The 25,707-nt window shown below is 60.8% G+C and carries 29 protein-coding genes and 1 pseudogene; 14 read left to right on the top strand and 16 right to left on the bottom strand.

The genetic code is table 11. The annotated features are described in order from the left end of the window. Positions 1-119: 119 nt before the first annotated feature. The 12 genes from HK436_RS10855 to HK436_RS10910 form a co-directional block, all read right to left on the bottom strand. Positions 120-368, bottom strand: a complete 249-nt coding sequence (locus HK436_RS10855) for a hypothetical protein (RefSeq protein WP_173189561.1) — start codon at positions 366-368, stop codon at positions 120-122. Further along, entirely contained in the window at positions 369-665 is a 297-nt protein-coding gene (locus tag HK436_RS10860) for a hypothetical protein (RefSeq protein ID WP_173189563.1), read from the bottom strand. Further along, complete coding sequence (locus HK436_RS10865) at positions 662-1,120, bottom strand: hypothetical protein (RefSeq protein WP_173189565.1); 459 nt, start codon at positions 1,118-1,120, stop codon at positions 662-664. The genes HK436_RS10860 and HK436_RS10865 overlap by 4 nt, the downstream gene beginning before the upstream one ends. Beyond that, on the bottom strand, positions 1,113-1,355 hold the full coding sequence (locus HK436_RS10870) for a hypothetical protein (protein ID WP_173189567.1): 243 nt from the start codon (positions 1,353-1,355) through the stop codon (positions 1,113-1,115). The genes HK436_RS10865 and HK436_RS10870 overlap by 8 nt, the downstream gene beginning before the upstream one ends. Before the next feature lie 114 nt (positions 1,356-1,469). Next, positions 1,470-2,069 carry a methyltransferase type 11 gene (locus HK436_RS10875; RefSeq protein ID WP_173189569.1) on the bottom strand — a complete coding sequence of 200 codons (600 nt, stop codon included), beginning with the start codon at positions 2,067-2,069 and terminating at the stop codon, positions 1,470-1,472. Further along, entirely contained in the window at positions 2,066-3,403 is a 1,338-nt protein-coding gene (locus tag HK436_RS10880; RefSeq protein ID WP_173189571.1) for a DUF3560 domain-containing protein, read from the bottom strand. The genes HK436_RS10875 and HK436_RS10880 overlap by 4 nt, the downstream gene beginning before the upstream one ends. Before the next feature lie 670 nt (positions 3,404-4,073). Then, positions 4,074-4,274, bottom strand: a complete 201-nt coding sequence (locus tag HK436_RS30525) for a hypothetical protein (RefSeq protein ID WP_206680501.1) — start codon at positions 4,272-4,274, stop codon at positions 4,074-4,076. Between the two features lie 133 nt (positions 4,275-4,407). Further along, the gene (locus HK436_RS10890; RefSeq protein WP_173189575.1) at positions 4,408-4,713 is read right to left on the bottom strand and encodes a hypothetical protein; all 306 of its coding nucleotides are present in this window, start codon (positions 4,711-4,713) and stop codon (positions 4,408-4,410) included. 387 nt (positions 4,714-5,100) lie between these two features. After that, positions 5,101-5,322 carry a hypothetical protein gene (locus HK436_RS10895; RefSeq protein WP_173189577.1) on the bottom strand — a complete coding sequence of 74 codons (222 nt, stop codon included), beginning with the start codon at positions 5,320-5,322 and terminating at the stop codon, positions 5,101-5,103. Between the two features lie 989 nt (positions 5,323-6,311). Further along, positions 6,312-6,857 carry a hypothetical protein gene (locus tag HK436_RS10900; RefSeq protein ID WP_173189579.1) on the bottom strand — a complete coding sequence of 182 codons (546 nt, stop codon included), beginning with the start codon at positions 6,855-6,857 and terminating at the stop codon, positions 6,312-6,314. A 244-nt stretch (positions 6,858-7,101) separates the two neighbouring features. Next, positions 7,102-9,447, bottom strand: a complete 2,346-nt coding sequence (locus HK436_RS10905; RefSeq protein ID WP_173189581.1) for a bifunctional DNA primase/polymerase — start codon at positions 9,445-9,447, stop codon at positions 7,102-7,104. Positions 9,448-9,491: 44 nt separating this feature from the next. Continuing rightward, on the bottom strand, positions 9,492-9,767 hold the full coding sequence (locus tag HK436_RS10910) for a hypothetical protein (RefSeq protein WP_173189583.1): 276 nt from the start codon (positions 9,765-9,767) through the stop codon (positions 9,492-9,494). A 149-nt stretch (positions 9,768-9,916) separates the two neighbouring features. Between HK436_RS10910 and HK436_RS10915 the strand changes: the two genes are divergently transcribed. The 11 genes from HK436_RS10915 (at position 9,917) to HK436_RS10965 (ending at position 17,707) form a co-directional block, all read left to right on the top strand. Continuing rightward, positions 9,917-10,405 carry a hypothetical protein gene (locus HK436_RS10915; RefSeq protein ID WP_173189585.1) on the top strand — a complete coding sequence of 163 codons (489 nt, stop codon included), beginning with the start codon at positions 9,917-9,919 and terminating at the stop codon, positions 10,403-10,405. 139 nt (positions 10,406-10,544) lie between these two features. Then, the gene (locus HK436_RS10920) at positions 10,545-10,799 is read left to right on the top strand and encodes a hypothetical protein (protein ID WP_173189587.1); all 255 of its coding nucleotides are present in this window, start codon (positions 10,545-10,547) and stop codon (positions 10,797-10,799) included. Positions 10,800-10,801: 2 nt separating this feature from the next. After that, positions 10,802-11,356: a DUF2800 domain-containing protein gene (locus HK436_RS32365; protein ID WP_173189589.1), complete on the top strand. Its 555-nt coding sequence runs from the start codon at positions 10,802-10,804 to the stop codon at positions 11,354-11,356. After that, on the top strand, positions 11,353-11,976 hold the full coding sequence (locus HK436_RS32370; RefSeq protein WP_173189591.1) for a DUF2800 domain-containing protein: 624 nt from the start codon (positions 11,353-11,355) through the stop codon (positions 11,974-11,976). The genes HK436_RS32365 and HK436_RS32370 overlap by 4 nt, the downstream gene beginning before the upstream one ends. Positions 11,977-12,026: 50 nt before the next feature. Continuing rightward, positions 12,027-12,353: a hypothetical protein gene (locus HK436_RS33505; protein ID WP_173189593.1), complete on the top strand. Its 327-nt coding sequence runs from the start codon at positions 12,027-12,029 to the stop codon at positions 12,351-12,353. Beyond that, positions 12,341-13,063 carry an ssDNA-binding protein gene (locus tag HK436_RS33510; protein ID WP_446685677.1) on the top strand — a complete coding sequence of 241 codons (723 nt, stop codon included), beginning with the start codon at positions 12,341-12,343 and terminating at the stop codon, positions 13,061-13,063. The genes HK436_RS33505 and HK436_RS33510 overlap by 13 nt, the downstream gene beginning before the upstream one ends. A gap of 94 nt (positions 13,064-13,157) precedes the next feature. Continuing rightward, positions 13,158-13,823, top strand: a complete 666-nt coding sequence (locus tag HK436_RS10945) for a hypothetical protein (protein ID WP_173189597.1) — start codon at positions 13,158-13,160, stop codon at positions 13,821-13,823. A 56-nt stretch (positions 13,824-13,879) separates the two neighbouring features. Further along, positions 13,880-15,058, top strand: coding sequence for a hypothetical protein (locus HK436_RS10950; protein ID WP_173189599.1), 1,179 nt, complete (start codon positions 13,880-13,882; stop codon positions 15,056-15,058). After that, positions 15,024-15,314 (top strand): VRR-NUC domain-containing protein, encoded by a 291-nt coding sequence (locus HK436_RS10955; RefSeq protein WP_173189601.1) that lies wholly within the window; start codon positions 15,024-15,026, stop codon positions 15,312-15,314. Before HK436_RS10950 ends, HK436_RS10955 begins: the two co-directional genes overlap by 35 nt. Continuing rightward, positions 15,311-16,726, top strand: coding sequence for an SNF2-related protein (locus HK436_RS10960; RefSeq protein ID WP_173189603.1), 1,416 nt, complete (start codon positions 15,311-15,313; stop codon positions 16,724-16,726). The genes HK436_RS10955 and HK436_RS10960 overlap by 4 nt, the downstream gene beginning before the upstream one ends. Positions 16,727-17,014: 288 nt before the next feature. Beyond that, the gene (locus tag HK436_RS10965) at positions 17,015-17,707 is read left to right on the top strand and encodes a helix-turn-helix domain-containing protein (protein WP_173189604.1); all 693 of its coding nucleotides are present in this window, start codon (positions 17,015-17,017) and stop codon (positions 17,705-17,707) included. A gap of 165 nt (positions 17,708-17,872) precedes the next feature. Here the strand turns inward: HK436_RS10965 and HK436_RS10970 are convergent, their stop codons facing one another. Continuing rightward, entirely contained in the window at positions 17,873-18,064 is a 192-nt protein-coding gene (locus HK436_RS10970) for a hypothetical protein (RefSeq protein ID WP_173189606.1), read from the bottom strand. A 381-nt stretch (positions 18,065-18,445) separates the two neighbouring features. On the opposite strand from HK436_RS10970, the gene HK436_RS10975 reads away from it, so the two are divergent. Beyond that, the gene (locus HK436_RS10975) at positions 18,446-20,077 is read left to right on the top strand and encodes an AMP-binding protein (protein WP_173189608.1); all 1,632 of its coding nucleotides are present in this window, start codon (positions 18,446-18,448) and stop codon (positions 20,075-20,077) included. Between the two features lie 24 nt (positions 20,078-20,101). Here HK436_RS10975 and HK436_RS10980 read toward each other — a convergent pair whose 3' ends face one another. Together HK436_RS10980 and HK436_RS10985 are read right to left on the bottom strand one after the other, a co-directional pair. After that, positions 20,102-21,382 (bottom strand): GNAT family N-acetyltransferase, encoded by a 1,281-nt coding sequence (locus HK436_RS10980; RefSeq protein ID WP_173189610.1) that lies wholly within the window; start codon positions 21,380-21,382, stop codon positions 20,102-20,104. Then, positions 21,383-22,795, bottom strand: coding sequence for a lipopolysaccharide biosynthesis protein (locus HK436_RS10985; RefSeq protein ID WP_173189612.1), 1,413 nt, complete (start codon positions 22,793-22,795; stop codon positions 21,383-21,385). It abuts the gene before it with no gap. A gap of 173 nt (positions 22,796-22,968) precedes the next feature. Here HK436_RS10985 and HK436_RS10990 point away from each other — a divergent pair, with 173 nt between their 5' ends. Further along, the gene (locus HK436_RS10990) at positions 22,969-23,739 is read left to right on the top strand and encodes an SDR family oxidoreductase (RefSeq protein WP_173189614.1); all 771 of its coding nucleotides are present in this window, start codon (positions 22,969-22,971) and stop codon (positions 23,737-23,739) included. A 33-nt stretch (positions 23,740-23,772) separates the two neighbouring features. On the opposite strand, the pseudogene HK436_RS10995 reads toward HK436_RS10990, so the two are convergent. Beyond that, positions 23,773-24,390 (bottom strand): annotated as a pseudogene (locus HK436_RS10995) (FMN-binding negative transcriptional regulator); the annotation flags it as partial. Between the two features lie 273 nt (positions 24,391-24,663). Here HK436_RS10995 and HK436_RS11000 point away from each other — a divergent pair. Beyond that, entirely contained in the window at positions 24,664-25,695 is a 1,032-nt protein-coding gene (locus tag HK436_RS11000; protein ID WP_173189616.1) for a D-glucuronyl C5-epimerase family protein, read from the top strand. Positions 25,696-25,707 lie beyond the last annotated feature (12 nt).

The following is a 25,707-nucleotide window of genomic DNA, read 5'->3' on the forward strand; positions in this document are numbered from 1 at the left end:
TCCCTATTCGTAAAGGAAATGCGAGAAAAGCCAGTAGAGCGCTAGGCCGATGGCGATTGCCGTTCCCGTCGCGCCGTAGGATATGACGCCAGCGGTTAGAGCTAGTGCGAAAAGCCCTTTCATAGGCCGAAACGCTGCAACGCGACCAATGCGCCCACGCCTACCAGAACGAGTCCGCCAAGCCGCACGGTAAGCACAAGCGTTTGACGCTCTATCGTGTGCTTTAGTTCGGCGATGTCGGCTTTTGTCGCAAGTTCCGGCATGACAAATTCCCGAACGGCTTCCGCGTGTGCTTCCGCTTGCCGCTCATCAATGCCAGCGGCGCGAAGATGCTTCGTAAAAGCTAATGTATCCATTGCATGTGCCATTTACCAATCCTTTCCAGCCTGAATCGCCGCGACCATGTCCGCGCCATCTGAGCGCGCCGTGTAACCGTGCGATTGAATGTCACTGACAAGCGCGACCAATGCCGCGCCGTCGAAATCTTGCGTATCGAGCGGACCCCCGTCGTCGCGGAAGGCTTCCAAGTCGACAAGGTCGCCGCGCGCGTCGAAATGTGCGACCACGCAAGCCAGTTCATCGGGGAAACGGTGGCATGGCCATTGCGCTTTGAAAGCTTCGATCATGTCGACGCCAGCGCCGAAAACTCCCGTGCGGCGGATCATCCGTGAATCCTCCCGTCGTCGCCGAGATACAAATCTACGTTGCCGAAGGCTTCCGCCGCTTTGTCGAGCGCGGACGCGGCAGGTTCCGGCCAATCGCCATCCCAAAAGCCCGCGCCATGGCCGCACCTGGTTAGCCAGAAATCATGTCCAGCCATTGCAGCCTCTCGCGCCGCTATCGAGCCTTCAAACTCACGGGAAAGCGGTGCGCCGTCGCAATGGATATGCTCGGAATTGGCGACATAGAACGCGGCGCAATCCCTAAGCATGGCTTGTGCGGTCCACGGGGACAGGTCCGAAATATCGTGGTTCCTGTCCAGCGGTTCCCCGCCGCTTTCGTCCGACTCGTCGTTTGTGGACCAAAGCGCGGCCCCGACATAGGCGCGGAAAAAATGCCATTCGGCGCTATGCCCAGGATGCGGCGAGTCCGCGCGCATAAGCTCGATAACCTCAGCCATTGTCGGACTCCAGATATGAAAGGATGGCGGTTTGCGTGTCGCGCGGAAGGTCCGCCCATGCGACACGCTTGCGGCGGTTGCGTTCCCGATAGGCGCGCATCTCGTGCGGCTTCAAAAAGAAATGACATCCGCGCGCGCCGTCGCGGTCGAAATCGAGACCGGACATTTCCCCGCAATCAACGTCACGAAAGCACACGTCGAAATCTAGCGGCGCTGGCGGATCAATGCGGATCATGTCGATTATGCTTTTCCGCACTATCGACGGCGCGCCTTCCATAAACCGCGCTGGCATTCCCCGTGGCACATAAGACATTGTGATAACCTCTTTCGGTTGACTGTAGGCGCGCGCCTACAGCCGGATTCGGATTAGCTTCGTGTGAACGCGAGCCGTTGCGAATGTGTCGACGGGCAACGTCTCTAAGGTCTCGGCGTCCCCGTGCTGGAATGTCACGGGGACAAGCGCGACAAGAGTCGGCGCTTCCGTGTGACCATTCCGCCCCATTAAGGAAACTGCCGCCGCGACGTGTTTGCGAACGTCGCTGAAAGGCGGGTTCATGATGACGCGCGGAAACTGGACCTTTCCAGCAACTTCGGCGGACCATTCCAAAAAGCAGCGGTTCACAACTGAGCCGAACTTGTCGAGACCAGCGGCGAGTCGAATATGTCGCTCAACCTGGACAAGCTCAAAACGACTGTGGCCCGCAACTAGAAGAGCCTTCGAAAGCTGACCCGTTCCGGCGCTCGGCTCTAGCGTCAAGAAATCGCCTTGCCGCCCTAGATAGTCGACCATTCGCGCGGCCACGTCGTCAGGCGTGACGTGGCATTCCGTTGCACGGTCGACCCGCACGGGTTCGGCAATCTCGACCTTTTCTAAGTCGCCGAAACGTTCCCGCCGCTGGACCGTAAGCACCATTGGCTTATTCGGTCGACGATACACCGCGCGTTTCATTCTGCCGCCTCCGGCATGGCGTCTAGAACGCAATCGCTATCCGGCTTCGGATGAACCTTTGAGTCGGTCAGGAAAACCGCGCACCATCCCGCCATATAGCGCGGAACATCCGTGCGCGGGTTCGGGCAAACCTTGACGCGGAAAGTTCCGTCAGCGCTGAAAAACGTGCCGCGCTGCTCAGAATAGATTTTGCCGTATTCGGCTTTCGTCATCTCGACAACGGGCAGAATTTGCCGCTTGCCAAAACGGTTCACCATGATTCCGGCCGCCTTGACGTTGACGATTGACGGCTTTTCGTTCCGCTTCACGTCGGGAATCGAATAGCCACAATCGCGCATCAGGTCGCGCCATTCGTCGGGCGATAGCTCTAGCGTTTTTCCGCTGGCGATATGGGCGGGAAGCGGAACGGAAGACTCGAGCACAAAGCCCATATCCGTTGCCGTCGCCTTCGGCTTGTGTGCGCCGTGCTCGCGAGCGAACATCTGAATTGCGGTCTCTCGCAACTCGCCTTCGTGGCGCGCGACCGTGCCGAGCAATTCCCTTTCATAGGAAAGCCGGTTGAGCGTGTGCGAGATCCAGCGTTCCCAATAACCGGAGTCGAGCGCCTTTTGATAGGCTTCGATACGCTCGGCACGGAGTCCTTGCGGCGTCTTTTCGCCACTCTGCAAAGCACCATAGTCGCCGAACTTCGTAAACTTGCCGTAGTTTGCGGCCTTCACGATTGTTGCGTCATCTGTCACGCGGTCCCAAAACGCAAGCGCCGCGTGGCAATCGTTCAACTTGCCTTGCAGGTCGCGAAGTTCGGCGAGTAGCGTTTTGATCCGCCGCGCTCTCACCTTCGGATCGTTCTTGCGGTTTGCGTGGCGCTCGACTCCTTCGGCTCGATAAAGCCAATAGTCGGCGAGCTTCGCGGCCTTGTTTGCCTTAGCCTGCGCGGAGTCCATCCGCTCTTTTGTTTTCATGGCTTTGCGCTCGGAATGGTGTCCGACAAGAATCGGCTGACCATGGGAAAAGGCTTCCGATAGTTGCTGCGCGGCGCGGTTGAATGCGTTCGCTTCCCGATGGCGCTTGTGTGCCAGGTCGTCGAGACGTTCCGCCTTTGCCTGCGCGCGCTCGGCAATCGTCATTTCTTCCGGCTCGATTTCGCCCGCTAGCTCAATCAACAAATCTTCACGGCGCGGCGACCATTTCGGCGCAACAAAAAGCTCTTGCTTTGGAGCCCATACGAAGCCCGTAGCTTTCACGCGGGCGAATGTTTCCGCGTCGAGACGCGAAGAGGCGTAGAGCCTGAGTTTGTTATCTTCCGGGCTGTAAGTGGCGGTATAGGTGATCATTGCGAGACTCCTTGAAACTTAGTTGCAATGGCAAGTTTTGGTTGATTGTTAGGCCGCGCGCTTGCGGACGGATTGCGCCGTCTCGCGAAACACGATTGACATTCCCTCTCCGAATCCGCGTCCCGTGTATTCCCGCTCAGCTATCCGCGCGCGGAATTGGTACATGGTCGAGCCGATAAAGGACGCGACTCGCCATTTGGACGTGATGAACGCGCGGCCTAGCTCTAAGCCCGTCCAAACCGTGACAGGATGCGGGACTCCGCACTCATAGTTGCAAGCCTGCCGGTCAGCCTTGCCGATATACGCCACGAAAGCGCTAGGCGGGTTTGTCAGGATTTCGAATTGCTCGACACGTCCGCGTGTCGTTATTGCAAGCCGCATAGTCAGGGTGCGCGGCCTCTTCCGCAGTCAGATAATTGCGGACGCGCTTCCCGTTCGGCGACATGATGGACTCCGCGTAAGCGTGTGCCTTGTCGCAAATCGCCCGCTCTATCGCGTAGGTCTCAGCGTCAAGCCGTGGGTTGAGTAGCATTCTCAGACTCCTTGATTGTCAACTGATAGTGGAAAGTGTGCGCAAGCCACGGCGCAAGCTTTGGCGTTCTGTCCAGCTTCGCGCGGCGCGGATCGTCGCGGTAATGGGACTCCGCGTCCCGTTGCCAAAGGTCGCCGCTCATCCGTCCGACTCCCAGGAAAAGCGAAACCACGCATAGACGGACTCGCCATCGTTCGCGCCGTCGCTCTTGTCGGGTCGACCTTTGAAGGCCGCGCGCTTGTCAACATCGCTAAAGCAATATTCAACGGCGCGGCGGACGGCTTGCGCGGTCACGCATTCGGGAAGCTTGTCGCCATAGGCGCGGACCTCATCAAGCACGGCGCGGAAAACGTCGCCATTGCGTGACGTGTGGTCGACGGGAACGCCGCAAAGCCATTCAGAGTCCCCGTTGCAATGGTCCGCCACATAGTCGGGCAAGCACGTGTCGACGTGGCGAACACTCAGGCGAAACTTACTTTCCATCGGACGACTCCACGTTCAAGCGTTCGCAAAGCGCGTCGATTGCGTCCGCGTCCAGTGAGACCACGGAGTCGCCATTCGTCGCTATCTCGTGAATTGCGTTCGAACGGTTCCCAGGGTCGCCCATGCCGGACTCCTGATAGAACCTGAGCGCGGCAAGCACGGTCGCTAGTTCCTGAGCGTCCAGCGGCGCGCGCTTCACCATGTCCGCAAGCTTTGCCATGCGCTGCAATTCAACGCGCGCAATCCGCTTTCCCTCTTCCGTGCCGTTCTCAATCGCAAGCAAGAGCAACGGCAACGTGCCTTCCCAGGAAAGGGATATGGCAAGCGTTCCCGCCTGGACGGCTCCGGCTCTTCCGTGGTCGACGGGGACTCTTTGGTGCTGGCGTTGATTGCCTCTTGAACGTAGTTCGTGAACCAATCGGCAGACTCGCGCGCCTCAACTCTTGCGCGCTTCCCCATGTGCGACACGTTCTCTTGATCCGTGAAGGCATTCCAGCGGAGAATAACGACGGTCGCGCCTTCACAGACTAGCGACACTTGCGGGCGAAACGTCGCGCCGTGGTCATCCGTATAAATGCCCGACTCGGCATAGATCAAACGATCATGCTGGCGTGACACGTCGACCGCGTAAGCCGTCATATCGGCGAGATTGGCAAACCTCTTGAACATATCCCCGACTCCCTTACTCAATCACAAGTTCGCACTGGACCGTGTCGCCACGGCGCAAGGCGCGAAGCTCTGTCCAATCGTCGCCGCGACCTTCCGTCACGATCAGCGACCCGACGCGGTAGGTCTCGATTGCGGCCATGCACTCGGAAGCCGTGAGTCCCTCATCGACGACGTAGGCGTCTCCCGCGCCGTCCGCGCCGAACATAACCGCCACAATTGCGAAGCTCTTAAGCATGGTCATACCTCATCAAAGTTGAAACTTAGGCCGCAAGAGCGGAAAGGATGGCGAACGCGGACAAGCCAGATGCGACAAGCATCAAAAGCGATTGCGCAATGCCGTCGACCGTCTCACCTACGCTAGGGCGGACAGGCGCAAACATCGCCTTAGCCGCGCGTTCCCGAATGATCGTCTCTAGCGCCGTCGCTTTCGCCTTGCTCGTGTGCATCGTCATGCCTTCCGTTACCTCAAATCGCATTTCCTATATGGCACACTAAACGGGACATATCAACAAACAGTTGAAACGCAAACTAAGTTTCAAACGGTCCCGACCGTCCAGGCTTGCGCCTATCGCTCGACGATCGTCGATTGAGTGCCAGCACGAAACCAAATCAGCGAAACGCTATCGCCAATCCCTATCCGTCTAGCCTGGTAGGCGCGCGGTCCCCTGCAGGTCGATTGACTGAGACTAGGCGGGACAGTGTGGCACGGCATGACATGCACTGAGACTATACGGGACGCCTTGCCATGCGTTGCCGTCATCATGCGGCGGACTAGGCGGGACCAACTCACACAACATGGGACTAGGCGGGACAGGGACGCTCTAGCATATGGGAATATATGCCTATGGGGGTCGCTCCGGGTCCTTCCCACGGTATTTGTGTGACGCGGGGGCGCTGAGCGCGGTGAGCAAGAGTTTTCGGAAATTTTTTCAAAAGTGTTTAGGGGTGCCGCACTATAGCACGGGACAACCTGGGACACTAGTTCCGTAGTCAGGGTGACTACGGAACTGACTACGGAACTGACTACGGAACTAACAGGGAAAAAGATAATAAAAACAACAACCCTCTCTCTCCTTTACCAGTTTCGTAGTCACTTTTCCTAGACCCCCCACACCCCTCGGATTCTACCTCGAAAAGCCAAGAGAGGGGGTGGTCGAAAAAGTGACTACGGAACTGCCTCAAATCCTTAGCGCGCAAGGGTTTTATGCGTAGTCAGTTCCGTAGTCATTCCGTAGTCACCCCGTCGACGGAACCCGCATCTCGAAAATGCAGGTCGAACGATGGGTAGCGGTCGACAAAGTGGTGGTGCATTGCCTGCAACTGATGCACCACTGCGTTGCTAAGAGTGTCGACAAGGACGCTCGCCTGTTCAAATTCGTTCCGCGAAAGAAGCGTACCTTCTTGGAACCTCGGCGGCACTAGCACGGTGAACGGAAGTCCCGTGGTGTCCGTCCCGCGCATCACCCTGGGTTCGGAATGCTCAATCGCTGTGACATCGCTATGTGCAAATATCTGGTTCCGCTTGTCGATCAGGCTATCATGCAGCTTTCTCACGAAAGGCGTTGGCTTTACCCCGAGCGCTCTGAAAGACAGTCGAGGAAGGCCACCTGTCGATTCGGAAAATGGACGGCAATAGGCGACGATCAGCGTGGTCTCGTAGCAAATGAAGCGGCGTAGTTCTGCGAGTGGGTACTTCGCGTCGAAATCGACATCCTCCCGAACGAAGACGATGGAACTGCGAGCATGGGAAAAATCGCGAAGTGACAACATGAGCCGTTGGAACAGGGCGAAATCTTTCAGGCGGCTCTCGGGAAATTTTGTCAGGTCGGGGGTGGAAAGGCCCTAATGCTGTAGCTGACGAGTGATCCGTTGGCCTCCGAATAGAACCATTCTTCAGGAAACCCGTAGGGATGTGGCTGAGCGTTCTCGTTCACTGTCTGCCCCGTCATTGATAGGGCATATTGATAGAATGTTCGCCAAAGAAAAACCCCGCCGAAGCGGGGCTCTGTCTCAATCAGTCTCGCGTTCGAGGCGCGACGTAGGCTTTTCGTTTTCGCCCGTTGTTGTCGCGGCCCTCTTTCACGATGTCGATGAAGGCGACACCATAGTCCGTCTTGAGGCGTGAGAGCACTTCGTCGCGGAAACGACGATCGAGGCGCTTAAAGCCGCGACAATGAAGGACGATGTCCCGTTCCGTCGCGCCCTGTTTGCCTCCCTTCTTGACCACGTCGAACGCAGCTTCGGCAACGGCTTCCAATTCGCTGCGACCGATGTTCGCCGAGAAGTGTTCGGCCATCTGCCGGTGATAGAAGAACACGTAGTCCCGCGCCCATTCCAGATGCTTGGGCCGGATACGCCGCGCGCCGTCACTGACTGCCACGATCAGTGCCACGCGCATTGCGATTTCGATCGTGCGTCCGAAAAGCTCGGCCATGCCGTGCGCGTCGAGCGCGTCCATGTCCTTGAGGATTTCGATTTCCATTTGACGCAGGATCTCGTCACACTCGGGCGCGAACGGCACGGTGATCGGTTCCGTCACCATCTGCGGTTCGAGCTTGGCTCGGACATCGCTCATGTCGTCCTCTTCGGACGCAGCGTTCAGCCAGGCGTGGTCCTTCACCCACTGGATCAGGCGCGACGGCGGCTTCGACAGATGGGTGCCCCGGCTCAACTGGCGCTCGACCGGGCTGTTGACGATCAGGAAGCGATTCAGGAAGCCGTCCTTAACGTCGATGCCGCTCAGGGCCTCGTAGAAGGTCGTCGGCGTCGTCATGCCGAGGATCGTGAGTGCGGGCCGGATGATCTTCCGGTCCTTCACAGCCTTCGCCTGATCTGCGGTCATGCCGTGTGTCGAGTAGCCGGTGCCACGATAGATGCCGTCGAGCCGACCGAAGATTTCCATGAACGCGCTCTGCACGTCCTGCTTGTTCGCGTTGCCCGACGCGCGCGATGAAGCGAGGTAGCGGCCCAACTCGTCGGCAACGCTGATGTGACGCGGCTGCATGAGCAGCGCTGACATGACACCAGCTTCCGACGTGTACGCCTTCGGGCCGACCAGATCGGCTTCGCCCGACTCTTCGAGAATGCGTTCGACGACGCGCTTCGAGTGCTCCTTACCGCTGGATGTCGGCGCGATGTTCAGGAGGTAGAGCGAAGTGAAGTTGTCGCGGTCGGTGCGCCAGTTACGTCCGAGAACGACGGAGCCGAGCGCCAGGGCGGTTTGCACGGCGAACTGTGGCTGCGGCTTCTTGGCGGTCTTGTTGTAGTAGGCGACAGCGTCACCGAGGACGCCGTCTATGTCGAGCAGGTGCCTCGGGACACCCTTGAGCTTCGGTGCCGCGTTCTGCAGGGGCGGGAGGTCTTCAAATTCGTCCGCGATGTTGGCTTGTTGAGGCACCGCGGATTCGGGCTCATCCTCTACGTCGTCGAACTCATCAGGGATATGCTCCCACTCGCGCGCTCGGATTTCTTCGTTGGCGACATCGACGACGGTGCGGAACGTGACGGGCCGTCCGGTCATCTTCCGGTCGAACGACTTCCACTGGTATTTCAGGTCGGCGAGGTCGAACTTGCGGCTCTGCTTCGAGAAGTCGCGCCACACGGCGAGAGCTTCCTTGGAGCCTTCGAACTCATGATGCAGCGCCATGCCGACCGTGATCCATCCTTCACGGTCTTCGCACCAATGGTCGAGGTCCAGTTCTTTCAGGTAGTCTTCGGCTTCCTTGTAGCTGATGCCGAGCGGATCAACTTCGGCGTCCTCGTCGACCGCTTCTTCCTCGCCATAGATCAGGTCGGCGATGAGGTCCGCGTCGACTTCCGGGTAGCGACCCGACAGGTCGAACTCGCGTTCCCACTCATAAAGCTTGCCGGTGTCGGGATGCACGGACGGCGGGATCGCCACCTGCTTGCCGGTGCCGAATAGCTCGATTTCCCACGTCCAGTGCTTCTTGCCGTCATCGCCGACGAACTTGCGCCCGCTGTTGGCGAGCTTCTTCGACTGGAACGGCTCCGTCGTGACGAAGTAGATATGCCGGGACGCGCCGCCCGAGCCGGATTTGACGCGCGGGAATTTCCAAATGTCGATGCCTGAGAACAGGTCTTCTAGCGCCGCTTCCGCGTCGTCGGCTTCCTCGGCCACGCGGATGTCTAGATCGAGCACATGCAGATAGAAGCCGTCCACCTGCGACCATTTGCCGAGGCGGACGCCGATGTTGTTGCCGTCGCGGTATCGCTTCTCAAGCTGTGCGAGAGTGGCGACCGGCTGCTGCGACCAGTCATCACCAATCGGTCGTTTTGACCGTGGGTGGAGCCAAAGCAGCGCAAAGCCTGCCATGGCGAGTTTCTTGTTGATAGAGTCCAAGGTCGCGCCTCGTGATCTGGAATGGCAGGTGAGCCGAGGCCGACTCAGTCTTCCAGAACGAAGGCGAGCAAAGCATCCATCGTAAGGGTGGAACCGGGCAGGCCCATCAGGGGCTTGACCTTCTTGGGCGGGACCGACTGACGGTCGAACCAACGGTAAATCGCCTTGTCGCTGATCCCGAGGTCGTCCCCGAGCTTGCGGCAGTCGAGAACGCCTTCGTTCGTCTGGCTGCGGTGCGCGGGGAGCCCGTCATGCAGAACCTTGTAGAGTGGTGTGGATCGGCTCGTCTCGCCGCCGACGAGATCGCTGTTGTCGCCCATTTTTCTGCCCTCGTGGATGGAAGCTAAGGAGCCTGGACCTTATCGGTCTCCCCAAATAGTTTCAACCCACTGTTGACACTGCCAAGTGAAAGTGGTCTTTTCGCCGACAGCCGAAACGGCACCCACTTCACCCAAACAGGAGAACCAGCATGTCCCTCGAAGAACGTCTTGACGCTCTGACCACCGCCCTGAACCGCAACAGCGACCTTCTGGAAGGTCTGACGGCCAAGGCGAAGGCCGGTGCCGCCGCTGCCGCCGACAAGGGCGACGACAAACCGGCGCGCGGGAAAGACAAGGACGACGACAAGCCTGCTCGCGGCAAGGGCAAGGCCACCAAGGAGAAGGCTCCGACCGTCGCCGAAATGAAGAAGCTGGCGGAAGACTATCTCGATGTGTCGGACGAGGACGAATACAACGAGCGCCGCACCCTGATCCGCGCCATCGTCGACCACTTCGGCGCTGAGAAGTTCACCGCCATCGAGAGCAAAGACCGACTGGTCGCTTCGAAGCTCGTTTCCATGGCGGCGGACGGCGAGAACGTCGATCCCGAAGACATCGCAGGCGCGATCGAGGAACTGGACGGCGGCTCGAACGACGAGGCCGAGAAGCCCTCGCGCCGTCGCTCCGACGACATCTGATCCAGGCGGACCTCTGGAAGCCTCGGCCTTCGGGCCGGGGTTTCTGGCGATCAGCGTGTTCGGTGAACCCCAAGCCCCCGCTTACCTCGCCGCCGAATGCGCTGATCACCCGAAACCCCGAGCGAAAAGGAGAACTGCAATGGGTACGAAGATTGAACTTGGCCTGACCTACAAGGACTCGATCACCGGGTTCGAGGGCGTGGCTACCGGCCACTGCGAATACATCAGCGGGTGCAATCAGACGCTCTTGGTGCCGAAGGTCGACGAGAAGGGCGCACATCGCGACAGCTATTGGTTCGACGATCAGCGGATGGTGCTCATTCCCGACGCCACGAAGATCGTCCTCGACAATGGTGCAACCCCCGGCTCGGACAAGCCTGCTCCGATCCGCTGACCATGGCCCCTACGTCCCACGCTCGTCTTTCTCCATCCTCGGCGAGCCGGTGGCTGCGATGCCCCGGCTCGGTGAATTTCCTTGCGGATGTAGAAGACGAGGGTGGGATACCGGCTGCTGAGGGAACCATCCTTCACAGCTTTTGCGAAGACTGCCTGCGCGATGACCGCGAGGCCCACGAGTTCGTCGGCGAGGTACGTGAGCACGACGGCTACAAGCTCGAACTCACCGAGGAACTGGCCGATCTGATCCAAGACGGCCTCGACGAAATCGACACCATTCCCGGCAAGCTCTACATCGAACGGCGGGTCGACCTCGGGCGCTGGATGCCCGGTCAGTTTGGCACCCTCGACGTAGGGATCATCGGTCGACGGATCATCCACATTTGGGACTGGAAGTGGGGATACCTGCCGGTCAGCCCCGTGTGGAACGAGCAAGAAATGCTCTACGGCCTGGGCTTTTGGGACAAGATCGCCCGCCATATCACCGACGCCACCGACTTCCGGCTCCACATCTTCCAGCCCCGTGCGCCAGGCGGCGGGGGTCGTGGGACGTGACACTCGACCAACTTCTTGAGTTTGGTCGCGAGGCGAAGAAGAAGGCCCGCGCAACCTATGACGAAGACGCACCGCGCATCCCCGGCCCGAAACAGTGCATCTACTGCGACGGCGCGAAGTCGCTCACCTGCCCCGAATACAACGAATACCACCTGAAGCTCATCGTTGACGAGTTCGACGAAATGGACGAGCGGATCGAGCTTGGCGTTGGCCCCCGACTCCCCTCGTCGAACCAGATGACCCCCGAGCGGCGCAGCTTCATCCTTGAGAACTGGCCCTCCCTCGTGAAGTGGCACGAACGTCTTCACGCGGACGCCCTCGACGACGCGATGAAGGGTCTGCCGGTGCCGGGGCTCAAGGCGGTGATGGGACGCAACCCGCCGCGCAAATGGAAAGACGCCGAGGCCGTGCAACCGGCATTGGTGCGCGCCCTCGACGACGACGCCTATACCAAGAAGCTCGTGTCACCGACGCAAGCAGAAGCCCTCCTGCCGCCGAAGCTCTACTCGAAGCTGGCGAATGAGCACCTTGCGAAGCAGGAGCCCAAGCCCACGCTCGTTTCCGAGCACGACAACCGGGAGCCGGTCGCCACCATCATCGACCTGTTTGACGACGACTAAGTGTCAACCAAAAGTTGACATTAACAATGATGCCGTGAAAGGAGATTCCAATGGCTGATAACGAACGTGATCCCCGAAGGGTCCAACTCAAGGATGTCCGTATCGGCCATCCGCAACTCTTCAACGCCCGAGGGTTCGGCAAGAGCAACAGCGGTGAGAAGGCATACAGCGCGCAGTTCTACATCGACCTGTCCACCAAGCAGGGTAAGGCGCAGGAAGACGCCATTCTGGACGCCGAAGAGGCCGCAATGGAGCGGGAGTTCGGTGAGGACCGGAAGAAGTGGCGAAGATCAAGAAGGACAACAAGCCATATTTCTACGGCGACGATGTCGACGAGGACGAGCGCAAGCCCGAGTGGGAAGGAATGCTCGTCGTGAAGTCGCGGAACAAGAAGCGGCCCCGCGTCCTCGACCGTGACAAGACCGACCTCGACGAGGCGGACGGCCTGCCCTACGGCGGCTGCTACGTCGACGCTATCGTGCAACTGTGGGGCCAGACCTACGAGGGCATCCCCCGACTGAACAACGCCCTCGAAGCTGTTCGCTTCCGTCGCGACGGTGAGGCGTTCGGCGCTGCCCCGGTCGACCCTGACGAGTTCGACGACCTGGATGACGAGGATGATGATCGCGGTTCCCGTCGCCGTGGCCGCGACCGTGATGACGAGGATGACGACCGAGGCTCGCGCCGCCGTGGCCGTGACCGCGACGATGAGGACGATGATCGCGGATCGCGCCGCTCCCGCAGCCGCGACGATGACGACGATGACCGTGGCTCGCGTCGGGGCAGGGGTCGGGACCGGGACGACGAGGATGATGATCGCGGCTCCCGGCGCTCCCGAGACCGCGATGACGATGATCGTGGATCTCGCCGTTCGCGCGATCGCGATGATGAGGACCGGGATGATGATCGCGGTTCCCGTCGTGGCCGAGACCGGGATGACGATGACGGGGACCGCCGCTCGCGCCGTAGCCGCGACAGCGAGGATGACGACGTGGACCGTCCGAGCCGGAACAGCCGAGCCCGCGACCGCGACGACAGGGACGATGACCGCCGTTCCCGCCGTCGACGCGACCACGACGACATCTGAGCCAAGGGAGGGCCGGGGAAACCCGGCCCTCACCACCTATGCGCCGCACCCTCGTATTCGACATAGAAGTCTACAGGAATTTTTTTTCCTCATCGTGTTCATGGATGTGAACACGGGGAAGTTCTTCTCGTGGGAAATGGCCGAGGGTGAAAAACTCGAAATCGCCAGCCTCAAGCGGTTCGTTCGCAAACATCTGATCATCGGTTTCAACAGCCGGAATTACGACCTCCCGGTCCTCTTCGCCGCCCTGGCGGGCTTCTCGACGAGCAAGATCAAGGACGTCTCGGACGACATCATTCAGGGCAACATGAAGCCGTGGGACATCGAGCGGGAGTACCGCTTCTCGATCCCGCGCGATCTGGACCACATCGACCTCTACGAGCTTCCCAAGGGGCAACTCAGCCTCAAGCTCTATAACGGCAGGCTCCACGGCAAGCGGATGCAGGACTTGCCGATTGAACCTGACGCGATCCTCACGCCTCGTCAGATGGACGACATCTACGACTACTGCTGCAACGACCTGTCGGCGACCAAGCTTCTCTACACGACGCTGCTCCCGCAGATCGAGCTTCGTAAGAAGATGAGCAAGGAATACGGCATCGACCTCCGCTCGAAGTCGGATGCTCAGGTGGCCGAGGCGGTCATCAAGTCGGAAGTCGCCGACATTCTCGGGCGCGACGTAAAGCGACCGGAAATCACCCCGGCACCGCCTATCCGTACAACATCCCTGATTTCATCCAGTTCAAGGACAAGGGCCTGAACGACATCCTCGACACGATTGAGGAAACTAAGTTTCGCATCGGCAACAACGGCGCGATGATCCTGCCGAAGGCTCTGTCTGAGGCCAAAATCAAGATCGGTCGCGGCGTCTATCGCCTCGGGATCGGCGGGCTGCATAGCTCCGAGAAGTCCACATGCCACGTTGCCGGGGATGATTATATCCTCGTCGACCGCGACGTGGCGTCCTACTACCCCGCCATCATCATCAACCAGAACCTTCACCCCAAGCAGATGGGGTTCGCCTTCCAGAAGGTCTACCGGAGCATCGTCGCGCGCCGCCTCAATGCGAAGAAGGACGCGAAGCTCGCCAAGGAGGAAATTAAGCAGCTTAAGGAAGCCCTCAAGGGCTCCAATAGCAATGGCGGGCCGTCGCTCATGGAAGAGCGCCTGGCCGAACTCTTGGCAGTCGCCGACGAGGCTACGGTCAGCGCGGACTCCCTCAAGATCACCATCAACGGATCGTTCGGCAAATTCGGCAGCAAGTGGTCAGCGCTCTATGCGCCGCAACTGCTGATCCAGACGACTATCACCGGACAGCTTTCGCTCCTGATGCTGATCCATCGCCTTGAGCGCGCGGGGATCGAGGTTGTCAGCGCCAATACGGACGGCATCGTGATCAAGTGCCATCGGGACGATGTAGAACTGATGGAGCGGATCATCCGCAAATGGGAGGCGGATACCCGCTTTGAAACGGAGGCGACCGAATACGCCGCGCTCTATTCGCGCGATGTGAACAACTACATCGCCGTCAAGCCCGATGGATCAGCGAAACGGAAGGGCGTCTACGGCACCACCACCCTCGATAAGAACCCGCAGAACGAAATCTGCGCGGACGCGGTGGTCGCATTCCTGACCAAGAAAACACCCCTTCACAAGACCATTCGCGACTGTCGGGACATCACCAAGTTCGTGACTGTGAGGACCGTTCAGGGGGAGCGATTAAGGGCCGTGCGTACCTCGGCAAGGCGATCCGCTGGTACTACTCGAACGAAGCCGAGGGGATCATCACCTATCGTAAACCCACGGCCAAGGGGACGCTCAAAAAGGTCCCCCGCACCGAGGGCGCTCGCCCGCTTATGGGGCTTCCCGACGAGTTTCCCGATGACATCGACTATCAATGGTATGTCCGCGAGGCGCGCTCGATCCTCGAAGACATCGGCTATCAGAAGGCACTCTTCTGATGCTCGAATCCTACATCGAGCGGAAGGTCTGTGAATACGCGAAGAAGCTAGGATGGCTCGTCCGCAAACTGCAATGGGTGGGCCGTCATGGCGCGCCCGACCGGCTTTTCATCCGCGCTGGCCGTGTCGTCTTTATTGAGTTCAAGGCACCTGGCAAGAAGCCGACCGAGCATCAGCGTCTAGAGCTTGAACGCCTTCGTGAGCAGGGCATGGAAGCCTACGTCGTGGACGACATCGACGAGGGCAAGTTTATCCTGTCGAGCGGGCGGAACCACGAGGCGCTGATATGAGCGCCGTTCTCGACCTCTACGGGATCGGCCACAACGGCGGACCCTCGATCGACGATGACGTGCTGCCGCCAGCCAAGCGCAAGCGGTCTGATCTGAGGCGCTACCAGCGCATCTTCGTCAACAAGATCAAGCGGCTCCCCTACCTGATCTTGGCGCTCCCGATGGGGTCGGGAAAGTCCGCTACGACGCTGACCGCGATGCTTGATCTTCTCGACGATCGAGAGGTCAAGCGGGTGCTCATCGTTGCGCCCCTGCTTGTGGCCTCGGCGACGTGGCCCGATGAGATCGAAGAATGGGAGCACACCCGGCTTCTCGACTGGACTCTCATCCGCGCCGAGGACGATGACGACGACATCTCTGATGCCAGGCACCGGGCCTACCGCACCGCTCGCGATCTGATCGGCCTCGATCCGAAGGAGTCGCAGCGCTTCGCCGGTCGCCGCGCCACCGTCGCGAAGGAGTGGAAGCGGGTCCGCCTGGCCAGGACCGACAGTGAAGTTCACATCATCAACCGCGAGGCACTTCCTTGGCTGTGGGACTTCTTCGGAAAGGGCAAGCGGTGGCCCTATGACATGATCGTCGTCGATGAGGCGTCGATGTTCAAGAACGGTAAGATGCGGACGCCGAAGAAGCAGCTTACCCGCTTCGGTGTCATGGCGAAGGCTCGCAAATACGCCGACCGCGTCGTGCTGCTCACCGGCACCCCCGCGCCGAAGGGTCTGCAAAATCTGTGGGGCCTTGCGTACATCGCCGACCTCGGGGACCGGCTCGGCTCCAAGAAGAAGAACTTTGAGGACCGCTGGTTCAACAAGGACTTCATGGGCTGGAACCTTGAGCCAAAGCCGAAGGCCAAGGCGCAAATCATGGATCGCCTCGGCGACATCATGTTCAGCCTGGCCGAAGAAGACTGCGTCGATCTTCCGCCGATGAACCCGGTCGAAGTGAAAGTTAGTTTACGCCCACGAGTCCTTGCCGAATATCGGCGGTTCGAGGAAACGCTGTATTCCGAAACCTATGACATCGAGGCCGTCAACAAGGGGGTCCTTCACGGGAAGCTGCTGCAATTTGCTAACGGCAGCATGTATAATGAGGACGGCAAGGACGTATGGATTCACGACGAGAAGCTTGAGGCACTTGAGCAGATCGTCGAGGATTCTGAATGGCGCGCCGGTCCTTGTCGGATACACGTTTCAATTCGACATGGCACGAATCCTTCGCCGCTTCCCGAAAGCGGTCATCTTCGGTCGTGGCGACGTTCGGAAAACAAAGGCGTCATGGAATCGTGGGGAAATCGACCTCATGTTGGCGCACCCGGCGTCGATAGGCCACGGACAGAATATTCAAGACGGCGGAAACATAAGCGTTTGGTATGGGCTGACGCCCGACCTCGAACTCTATCAACAGTTCAATAAGAGGCTTCATCGGTCTGGTCAGAAGCTCACCGTTTGGAACCACCATATCATCGCCCGTGGAACCTATGATGAGAAGCTACTTCCGTTGCTGAGCAGCCGGGATGCCGACCAAAGCGAAATCCTTGAGTCAGTCCGCGTCCACCTGCAACGAAACTAAGTTTCGGGGAGCACCGGAACGAATCCTTTAACCCATTAGGAATTGAATCCTTTGGGCCAGATTGACAGTTCCACTGCAAAACCTTACCTCTTCAACATAACGTTGACATTGCAAGGTTTGGGGTGAAACAAATGAGCAGGCCGAAAACGGCAAATAATCCGATCATCGAGAAGGCGCTTGCCCGCCGCATCGAAGAGGCTTGCAACCTCGCAGATCACATCCCCGAGTATAATTTCGGTCGCATCCGGTGGATGGTGGACGAACTCGCCAAACACGGCGTAACGGCCAGCAAGGAGTCGGTGCGTAAGTGGTTCGCGGGTGAATCCCGTCCACGACCCGACAAGCTTCGAATCCTTGCCAAAATTCTCAAGGTCGATGAAGCATGGCTGGCCTTCGGCAGCAAGCCCGCTATGACCACTGAGAAAGAGCAGCTTGCCAACGTCGATGGTGCGGTGAACCTCGTTGCGGGCCTGTTCGCAATGAACGGGATCAACTACGGGTGGGCCAACGGTAAGGACAACGTCCACTTCCACGCCATCGTTAAGGGGCAGTCGCGCGCCATCTTCGTGGCCTCGGGCACCGTTACTAAATCCGGTGTCACCTTTGCCCTGCCGATCCAATCGGAAGAGAGCATCATCATTGGTGTTGTGAAGCGGGGGATGTTGAGTTACGACCTCTATCGACTTCCCTACGCCATGATTTCGAAGAGCGGCCTCAGCAAGGGCGGCTATGTCGAACTCACCGCTACTGACCACGGGGATTGGCTCCTGGCGTCGGGCAATCGGGCACCCAAGCTCAGCGATCTTGCTGAACTGGATCAGTAACTTTGTCAGTAACTGCCGCAGGGGCGTCCTGATTCCGTCATATAAATCAACCGCTTAAATGACGGATTCGATCCCGGCCAGGGGCACCAACGGTCTCGCAGCAGCCTGATCTTTTGAGATTGGCACGCTTCGAACTCCGCTTCGTCAGTGCCTGTTTCAGAAGTGTCAGGTCTTGGCGCCCTTGCCGTTGGCGCTTTCCGCGCGCTCCTCAAACCGGTCGGCGCCCTTTTTGAGGTCACTTCCTTTTCGAGCTTCTACCTTGCGCTCCTCCTTCGCCGCAGCGGTGCGGAGATGCTTGCCGGCTTCGCTTCCCTTCTTCGAAAGTGCGTCCTTCCCACCTGCTTTAGTCGTTGCCATGGTTTTGCTCCTCATGGATATCGCCCTCCCGACTAGAACGGGCCGCGAGGCGCCCGGTTGCGCGCCTCGGAATGTATTTTCGCTCCGCCGATTCAGGTTGCGTGCCCGAAATCCAAGAGAAAGCACCCAGGCAAGGTTGCAGGCCGACATCTAATGTCATGGGTGCCGGCAGGAACCGCGGCGGCGCTGGTGCATTTTGTGGCGCATCCCCTGCGGATGTTCTCAGGTGACTGCCCGTCGTCTGCCATCAGGCGGCGGGCTCACTTTGCTGTTTTTTCAGCTCTGCGTCAGGGCACTGGAAATCATGCCGCTTTTTTGCATGATGCAGTGCAATACAGCCATCGTCTGGTGCGCTGGTGGATCCGGCCGGAGCGCGACCTCATGCTAGAACGAAACGATAGCTACGAAGCTCTGGCTTCCGGCTTCCGCTGGGAAATTCCAGCACGTTTCAATATCGGCGTTGCGGTCTGCGATCGCTGGGCGCAGGCGGAGCCGGATCGTGCCGCCCTCTTCGCCTATCGGCCCGAAGGCAAGCCCGACGTTCTCACCTATGGCGAAATGGAGCGTCGGTCGAACGCCTTCGCCAATGCGCTGCGCAAACTGGGCGTCATGCGCGGCGACCGGGTGGCGCTGCTGCTGCCGCAGGGTTTCGAGACGGCCATCGCCCACATCGCCATCTACAAGCTCGGCGCGATAGCGGTGCCACTGGCCCTGCTGTTCGGCGTCGAGGCGCTGGAATACAGGTTGCAGACCGCCGGCGTGAAGGCCGTGGTGACGACCGAGGCGGGTGCCGTGAAGCTTGCCGGCATCCGCGCGCGCCTGCCGCTGCTGGAGGCGGTCGTGTCGATTGACGGTGCGGGTGCGGGCGCGCTCGGTTTCGATGCCCTGCTTGCCGATCACGCCCCGGACTTCAAAGCGGAATCTACCTCGCCCGACGACCCGGCGATGATGATCTTTACCTCTGGCACGACCGGCCCGCCCAAGGGCGCGTTGCATGGGCATCGCGTGCTGCTCGGCCACCTGCCGGGCGTGCAGATGCCGCACGAGTTCCTGCCGCAGCAAGGCGACAGGCTGTGGACGCCTGCCGACTGGGCATGGGCCGGCGGGCTGCTCAACGTGCTTTTGCCGGGCCTCTATTTCGGCGTGCCGGTGGTAGCCGGCCGCTTCGAGCGTTTCGAACCCGAGGCGGCGCTGGGGCTGATGGAAAAGATGGCGGTCCGTAACGCCTTCATTCCACCGACGGCGCTGCGGATGCTGAAATCGGCGAGCGGCATCGCCAGCCGCTTCGACCTGAAGCTGCGCACGATTGGTTCCGGCGGCGAGGCACTCGGCCGCGAGACTTATGACTGGGCGAAGGCCGAGCTGGGGCTGACCATCAACGAGTTCTACGGCCAGACGGAATGCAACCTGGTGCTCGCCTCCTGTGCCGCGCTGGGGGTCAGCCGCGGCGGTGCGATCGGCAAGGCCGTGCCGGGCCACGAGGTGGCGGTGATCGATGGTGACGGCCGGCGGCTCAAGACCGGAGAGCCTGGCCAGATCGCTGTGAGGCGTCCCGATCCGGTGATGTTCCTCGAATACTGGCGGAACCCGGAGGCCACGGCCAGGAAGTTCATCGGCGACTGGATGGTGACGGGCGATCAGGGCATCGAGGACGGCGACGGCTACGTGCATTTCTTTGGCCGCGACGACGACGTCATCACGTCGGCCGGCTACCGCATCGGCCCCGGCGAGATCGAGGATTGCCTGACCGGGCATCCGGCGGTGGCGCTCGCAGCCGTCGTCGGCAAGCCCGATCCGCTGCGCACAGAGATCGTCAAGGCCTATGTCGTGCTGAAGGATGGCGTCGAACGCAACGAGGAGCTGGCCGGCGACATAAGCCTGTGGGTGCGTGAGCGGCTCTCCGCCCACGAATATCCGCGCGAGGTGGAGTTCGTCGATTCCATGCCCCTCACGACGACCGGCAAGGTCATCCGCCGCATCTTCCGCGACCGGGCGAGGGCCGAGGCGGGGTAGCCGGCAGACAAGGAATCGACCGCCTCAAGCCTTACCGAACGCCTTCTTGACCTTGTTGCGCAGGATGCGCGCCATGTTGCGCGTCTGGCGGTCACGCAGGAGCTGCGAGGCAGCGCGACGCGTCAACGCTTCGGAGCCGGGCGTCAGGCCGATGACCATGGTGCCCAGCGAGCGCCGTTCGCTCCACAGACGGCTGAGAACCGGATGATCCGGCACCGCGCAGGAATCGGTCGCGTCGATGTTCGGGTCCTCGAGATGCGTCTTGGTGGTCTCTATCATCAGCAGCATGCCGGGCGAGAAACGCGCGTATTCCTCGTCATAGGCGGTTTTCCAGGTATAGGCGCAGCCGGATTCGACGAAGACCACAAGGCTCGCGATCGGTCGGCCGTCGAGATAAAGCGCATGCACGCGGCACAGGTCCTTTTCCGCCAGCCGGTGCGCCGCCTCGCGCGCGAAGGCCGCCCGGAAGCGATCGATCGCCATGGCGGTACGTGCCCGACCCTTCCAGCCCGAGGCCTCGAGTGCGAGGAATTCCTCAACCCCGCGCCGGACCTCGTCGGGCTGGCGGGCGATGCGGTATTCGAGCTGGCCAAGATCGGAGAGCCGCCTGCGCAGGCGGCGGAATTCGCCGGCATGGTGATTGCTGAGCGTGGACTTCACGTAGTCGTCGCCGCCGAGATCGCTGTGCAGATATGGCCGCTCCATCCTGTTGGTGATCTCCAGCGGCAGGTTGCGGCTTTCGGCAAGCGCGTTGACCATTGCCGCGAACGGGCCGTCGAGGCGCACTTCGGGCATGACGAACACCTTCGGCAGGTTCAGATGCGGGCGCGCCAGCATGCCGAAGAAGTCCTCGATCACCCCGGCCGGATCGTCGCTGTCGACGAGCGGTGTTCCAAGGGGGCCGAACGGGTGCGACCAAGTGCGCAGGATTGGCACGCCGAAAGGCGTCGTGGGCTTCTCGATGGTGAACGGCACCAGAAGGCGCAGGCGGCTGCGATATTCGGTGCCGTCGCGGATCACCGCGAGGCGGACGTCGCGATCCTCGAGGCGCGGCATGGCCGGCGCCAGGAAACGCGGATTGAAGAAGATGTTCGGCTCGACCGAGCGCGCGCAAAGATAATCGAGTTCCTCGACCAGTTCGAACCCGGCGGAAGCGGGGTAGATCGCCAGCTTGCGCGGTGGACGGCTGTCCATCTGCTCGATGAGGGCAGCGGGAACGCCTTCGGGTGTGTACTCGGCGAACTCCCCGATCATGCGGCCGGATGCGCTGCCGCTCAGTTCTTCAAGCAGGGGGACTGCGGCCATCTAGGCGACTCCCATATTGTTTCGTCCCGGAAACGGAACGATCATGACGATTCCCAGCCTGCGCCAGACGGTGAATGACAGCATCGCCGCCTCGCACGCCATGGCGACCGCGGTGGAGATCGCCGCGCCCCACAAGCCGTAGAGCGGGATCAGGAACACGTTGAGGATGACGTTGAGGGCTAGGGTGGCGCCGTAGACGACGGCGCAGATGTTCTGGTTGCCGCTCATCGTCAGCAGGCTTTCCGCCGGGCCTACGGAGGCGCGGGCAACCACGCCCGCCACTAGCACGAACAGCAGCGGGTAGCCGGCATCGAAGCCCGGGCCGAACAGGGCCAGCATCGGCTTGCCGATGACCAGCACCGCCGCGCCCATGGCCAGCGACGGCCAGAAGGTCCACGCGACGGTTTCGCGGGCGAACGCCGCCAGCTTCTCGGGGTTGCCGCCATGTGCGTACTGCGCATAACGTTGCGCGACGCCCGCCTTGACGGCGAAATAGACGAAATGAACCAGCGCCAGCGTCTTGACCGTGGCGAAATACACGGCGACGTCGTCAGGGTTCATGAACCAGCCGACCATCAGCACGTCGGCATTGGTCAGCATGAAGAAGAAGCCTTCCACGAGGAAGATCGGCAGCGACACCACCACCCATTCGCGGATGCGGAACAATGGCGGCACGTCGCGCACTTCGCGGCCCGTCTGCGGAGCGATGGCGGCAAGCTGGAACAGGGTCGTCGCATAGGTCGCGACGATGGCGACGACGATGCCCGTCTTTGCGTCGGGCAGATAGCCTGCGAAGATCGCCGCGCCCATCAGCGCGAGGATCAGCACTGGGCGCAGCAGGTAGATCGGCGCCAAAGCCAGTATGGCCCAGGAGTTCGCGCGCGCGGTGCCCTCGAGCGTATCTGAAAGCGCGATCATCGGCAGGCAGACGATGCCGAGATAGAACGGCACGACGTAGTAGCTCTCGACGGCGTCGGAGAACAGCCACAGGCCGATAAGGCCGGCAGCGGCGAATAGCGTCGAGGTGGCGAGCACGAAGGCGCGGCTTGCCGCCATCACGCCGCGCAGTTCGCCGAGGCGACCGCGCTCCCGGTATTCGGGTATGTAGCGCACGATGGAGGTGTGGAAGCCGAGGCACGAGAGGTTGCCGACGATGATCATCGTCGTCCAGACCAGCACGAAGATGCCGTATTCGAAGCCACCCATCCACCGGGCCATCATGATCTGGCTGATGAGCGCTATCGCTGCACTGACAATGCGGATTGCAAAGGCGGTCAGCGAGGTACGGCTTGCCTGACCGCGGTCGTCTGCGGTGAAGACCACGGAATCGAGCCGATCAAGGAACGGGCGTGCCCGTGCAGCCAGAGGCTCCGGCAGTAGCCGGTCGGCCGTCGATGCAGCGGAAAATCGCAACCCGATACACTCCGTCTCTTCGCGATGGTCACGGAACCCATAGCGCGGAGTCTTTAAGAAACGGTGAGACGGCGGCCGTCGAGCCCGGGCCGGAGGTGCTGCAACCGCTTCGAATCACGCCGAATGCCTGCTATTGGTTGCATCTCGGTACAACCTCCCGACGAGCGCCCGGTATGAACATTCTGGACAGGTTCACCCTCAAGGGGCAGATCGCGATGGTTACCGGCGCAGGGCGCGGTCTCGGCTTCGAGATGGCGCGCGCATTCGCAGACGCCGGTGCGCATGTCTTTGTGACCGGCCGCACCACTGAAACCCTTGAAGCGGCGGCTCATTCAATCGTAGAGGCGGGCGGCAGTGCGGAGGCCGTAGCCTTCGACCTTACGGATGCGTCCGCGCGCGGCTCGGCCATTGACAGGATCGTGGGCAGGCATGGACGGCTCGACATCCTCGTGAACAATGTCGGTGCGCGGGACCGTCGCCCTCTCACCGACTTCGAAGACAGGCATATCGCGGCGCTGCTCGACACGGATCTGCTTGCCGCCATCTCGCTGTCGCGCGATGCGGTCAAGGTTATGGCTGCACAGGGCAGGGGCAGGCTGATCTTCGTCACCTCCATCGTGGGCGAGATGGCGATGCCGGGCGATGCCGTCTATCCGGTCGCCAAACAAGGGCTGACCGGGCTGATGCGCAGCCTCGCGGTCGAATGCGGGGCGCACGGCATTACCAGCAATGCTATCGCGCCCGGCATGTTCGCCACCGAGACCAACGCAGCGCTGGCCGAGAACCCCGACATGGTCGCCTTCGCACGTCAGCGCGTGCCGCTGCAACGATGGGGGCGGCCCGACGAGATCGCGGGCGCCGCACTCTTCCTTGCCAGCGATGCAGCTTCCTTCGTCAACGGCCATGTGCTGACCGTGGACGGTGGCATGTCGGTGCGGATGTAGCGATCGCTTCAGGAGGTTCGGGGCGGGGCCGGTAGGGATCATCGCGGCGACAGTGCGGTCGCCGGCTTTCTCGCTCTCAGCAAGGCCCGCCGCGACGCCGATACGATCGGTTTCCGGCCGATTTTGGCTCATCTTGCGTTTGCCCTGCAGACGCGCGATCGGCAGGCGCAGGCCAACGATGCCGCGAAGCTGCGCACCGATGAAGGCGTCCGGCGCGTCTGTCACCGCCCATGGCTGCTCGCGCGATTTTTCGTGAAGCACCGTCAGGCGGGTTACCACGTCGCGCAGACGCGCCTCATCCTCGAAGAACTCTACCGGCCCATAGGCATGCACGGCCTCGTAGTTCCATGTCGGCACGACCTTGCCGTGTTCCTGCTTGGTCGCATACCAGGAGGGGGTGACGTAGGCCTCGGCCCCGGAAAAGACGACCAGGGCGTCCTGAGCCGTGGGCAGCTTCCACTGCGGATTGGCTTTGGCGACATGGCCGTAGAGCGTACCCAACTCGCCTTCGGTTTCGGCGAGCAGCAAGGGCAGGGGCGTTGCGACGAGCCCTTCCTCTGTGGCCGTTATCAACGTCGAAAGCCGCGCGTCGCGTATGATCCGGCGGAGGGTTGCGGGGTCGTCTTCGCGAAAAGCTGGTGGCGTATACATGAGGCCAGACTATCAGCCTCCCGCGTGTCAGCATAAGGCGGCTGCGCGGAGGCGTTGATGGGCCAGCTTCGGGCTTAGACCGCGCGGTCCATCCCCGGACCAAGCGCCTCGGGGATTTGTCTCGGGCCTTCTGCGCGCGGTCCTTGATGTCGCCGTCGCGACAGACGCTCTGCGGTGCGACAGGATTGCCCGCTGCGGTTGTATCAACTATAACATGTACCCATGGGGTTTTTGGGGCGAGTAGCGATCACGCTTCTGGTGCTGGTTTTTGCGATGTCCGCGCGGGCGGACACGTATCGGCGCGATTCGATTGCGTTCGACCGCGCCGGGCTCAGTTACGATCACTGGAACAAGAAGCCGCCGGAAGACTGGACACCGGTTTTGAGCAGTGAGGCACGGCTGGGGCTTCGCCTTCCGCTCGACTGGGACGAGCACTACAGGGTCCGGTTCGAGCAGTATTTCCAGCCCAACGTCTTCTACATGAACTCGTCTCTCCTGTGCAATTTCGCGCGCAGGAACCGGGATAAGAGACGCGAAGCCGGGCGGCTGTTCCACGCCATGTATCTGCGGATGATGGAATTCGCCGAGAACGAGGATGGCCTGATCTTCATTCGCAGCGACTTTCCCTTTTCGCCCGGCGGCAACGCGCTATCCGGTACCGAGCAGGCTTTGGAAAGCGTGGCGAATTTCTTCGGTAAGACTCTCGTGCGCGATCACATGGAGGCGGGCTGGTCCAGCGCGATCGTCAACGGCTTCGTGATGGCGGGGCTCGTCAAGGCGCTCGATTGCTTCGACCGACCGGAATATCGCGAGACGCTCAAGGGGCTGGCGGCAGCCTATTCCCGTTTGCGCGTGGCGGGCCAGCCGGCGCCGGAGCGCTGGATTTCCTATGTCGATGGAGACGGATATCTGTGGTTCGAGGAATACCCGCTGACGGATGGCCGCCCCACGCTTGTTCTCAACGGACACATTTTCGCATTATTCGGCCTCGTCCTGTATGCTGACAAGATCGGTGACGAGAGCGTCGTTCCCCTGATCGAGGGCGGCCTCACCACCTTGCGCGACAATGGCGAACGTTTTCGCCGCGAAGGCCAGATCAATGCGTATTCGCTGCGGATCAAGGACTATGCCGACTACTCTCCCGATCGCACAGTCAGGCAGCAGTGCCAGCTCTATGCGATGACGGGAGAAGAGACCTTCCGCCGCCTGGCCTATGCATTCCGCACCGACATCGAGGCGTCCGGCCGCCCGGTGTCCGATTGGACCGTACGTCTTTGCGTGCAAAGCGCTGAACTCGCCGACTGAGTGAACGCACTC

The sequence above is a fragment of the Neoaquamicrobium sediminum genome (assembly GCF_013240295.1).
In the GTDB taxonomy this organism is placed as follows: Bacteria; Pseudomonadota; Alphaproteobacteria; order Rhizobiales; family Rhizobiaceae; genus Aerobium; species Aerobium sediminum.

Coding starts and splice junctions, on each gene's coding strand:
- HK436_RS10855 (WP_173189561.1), bottom strand. CDS start 368: ATGGCACATGCAATGGATACATTAGCTTTTACGAAGCATCTTCGCGCC.
- HK436_RS10860 (WP_173189563.1), bottom strand. CDS start 665: ATGATCCGCCGCACGGGAGTTTTCGGCGCTGGCGTCGACATGATCGAA.
- HK436_RS10865 (WP_173189565.1), bottom strand. CDS start 1,120: ATGGCTGAGGTTATCGAGCTTATGCGCGCGGACTCGCCGCATCCTGGG.
- HK436_RS10870 (WP_173189567.1), bottom strand. CDS start 1,355: ATGATCCGCATTGATCCGCCAGCGCCGCTAGATTTCGACGTGTGCTTT.
- HK436_RS10875 (WP_173189569.1), bottom strand. CDS start 2,069: ATGAAACGCGCGGTGTATCGTCGACCGAATAAGCCAATGGTGCTTACG.
- HK436_RS10880 (WP_173189571.1), bottom strand. CDS start 3,403: ATGATCACCTATACCGCCACTTACAGCCCGGAAGATAACAAACTCAGG.
- HK436_RS10895 (WP_173189577.1), bottom strand. CDS start 5,322: ATGCTTAAGAGCTTCGCAATTGTGGCGGTTATGTTCGGCGCGGACGGC.
- HK436_RS10900 (WP_173189579.1), bottom strand. CDS start 6,857: ATGTTGTCACTTCGCGATTTTTCCCATGCTCGCAGTTCCATCGTCTTC.
- HK436_RS10910 (WP_173189583.1), bottom strand. CDS start 9,767: ATGGGCGACAACAGCGATCTCGTCGGCGGCGAGACGAGCCGATCCACA.
- HK436_RS10915 (WP_173189585.1), top strand. CDS start 9,917: ATGTCCCTCGAAGAACGTCTTGACGCTCTGACCACCGCCCTGAACCGC.
- HK436_RS10920 (WP_173189587.1), top strand. CDS start 10,545: ATGGGTACGAAGATTGAACTTGGCCTGACCTACAAGGACTCGATCACC.
- HK436_RS32365 (WP_173189589.1), top strand. CDS start 10,802: ATGGCCCCTACGTCCCACGCTCGTCTTTCTCCATCCTCGGCGAGCCGG.
- HK436_RS33505 (WP_173189593.1), top strand. CDS start 12,027: ATGGCTGATAACGAACGTGATCCCCGAAGGGTCCAACTCAAGGATGTC.
- HK436_RS33510 (WP_446685677.1), top strand. CDS start 12,341: ATGCTCGTCGTGAAGTCGCGGAACAAGAAGCGGCCCCGCGTCCTCGAC.
- HK436_RS10950 (WP_173189599.1), top strand. CDS start 13,880: ATGATCCTGCCGAAGGCTCTGTCTGAGGCCAAAATCAAGATCGGTCGC.
- HK436_RS10955 (WP_173189601.1), top strand. CDS start 15,024: ATGCTCGAATCCTACATCGAGCGGAAGGTCTGTGAATACGCGAAGAAG.
- HK436_RS10960 (WP_173189603.1), top strand. CDS start 15,311: ATGAGCGCCGTTCTCGACCTCTACGGGATCGGCCACAACGGCGGACCC.
- HK436_RS10965 (WP_173189604.1), top strand. CDS start 17,015: ATGAGCAGGCCGAAAACGGCAAATAATCCGATCATCGAGAAGGCGCTT.
- HK436_RS10970 (WP_173189606.1), bottom strand. CDS start 18,064: ATGGCAACGACTAAAGCAGGTGGGAAGGACGCACTTTCGAAGAAGGGA.
- HK436_RS10975 (WP_173189608.1), top strand. CDS start 18,446: ATGCTAGAACGAAACGATAGCTACGAAGCTCTGGCTTCCGGCTTCCGC.
- HK436_RS10980 (WP_173189610.1), bottom strand. CDS start 21,382: ATGGCCGCAGTCCCCCTGCTTGAAGAACTGAGCGGCAGCGCATCCGGC.
- HK436_RS10990 (WP_173189614.1), top strand. CDS start 22,969: ATGAACATTCTGGACAGGTTCACCCTCAAGGGGCAGATCGCGATGGTT.
- HK436_RS11000 (WP_173189616.1), top strand. CDS start 24,664: ATGTCCGCGCGGGCGGACACGTATCGGCGCGATTCGATTGCGTTCGAC.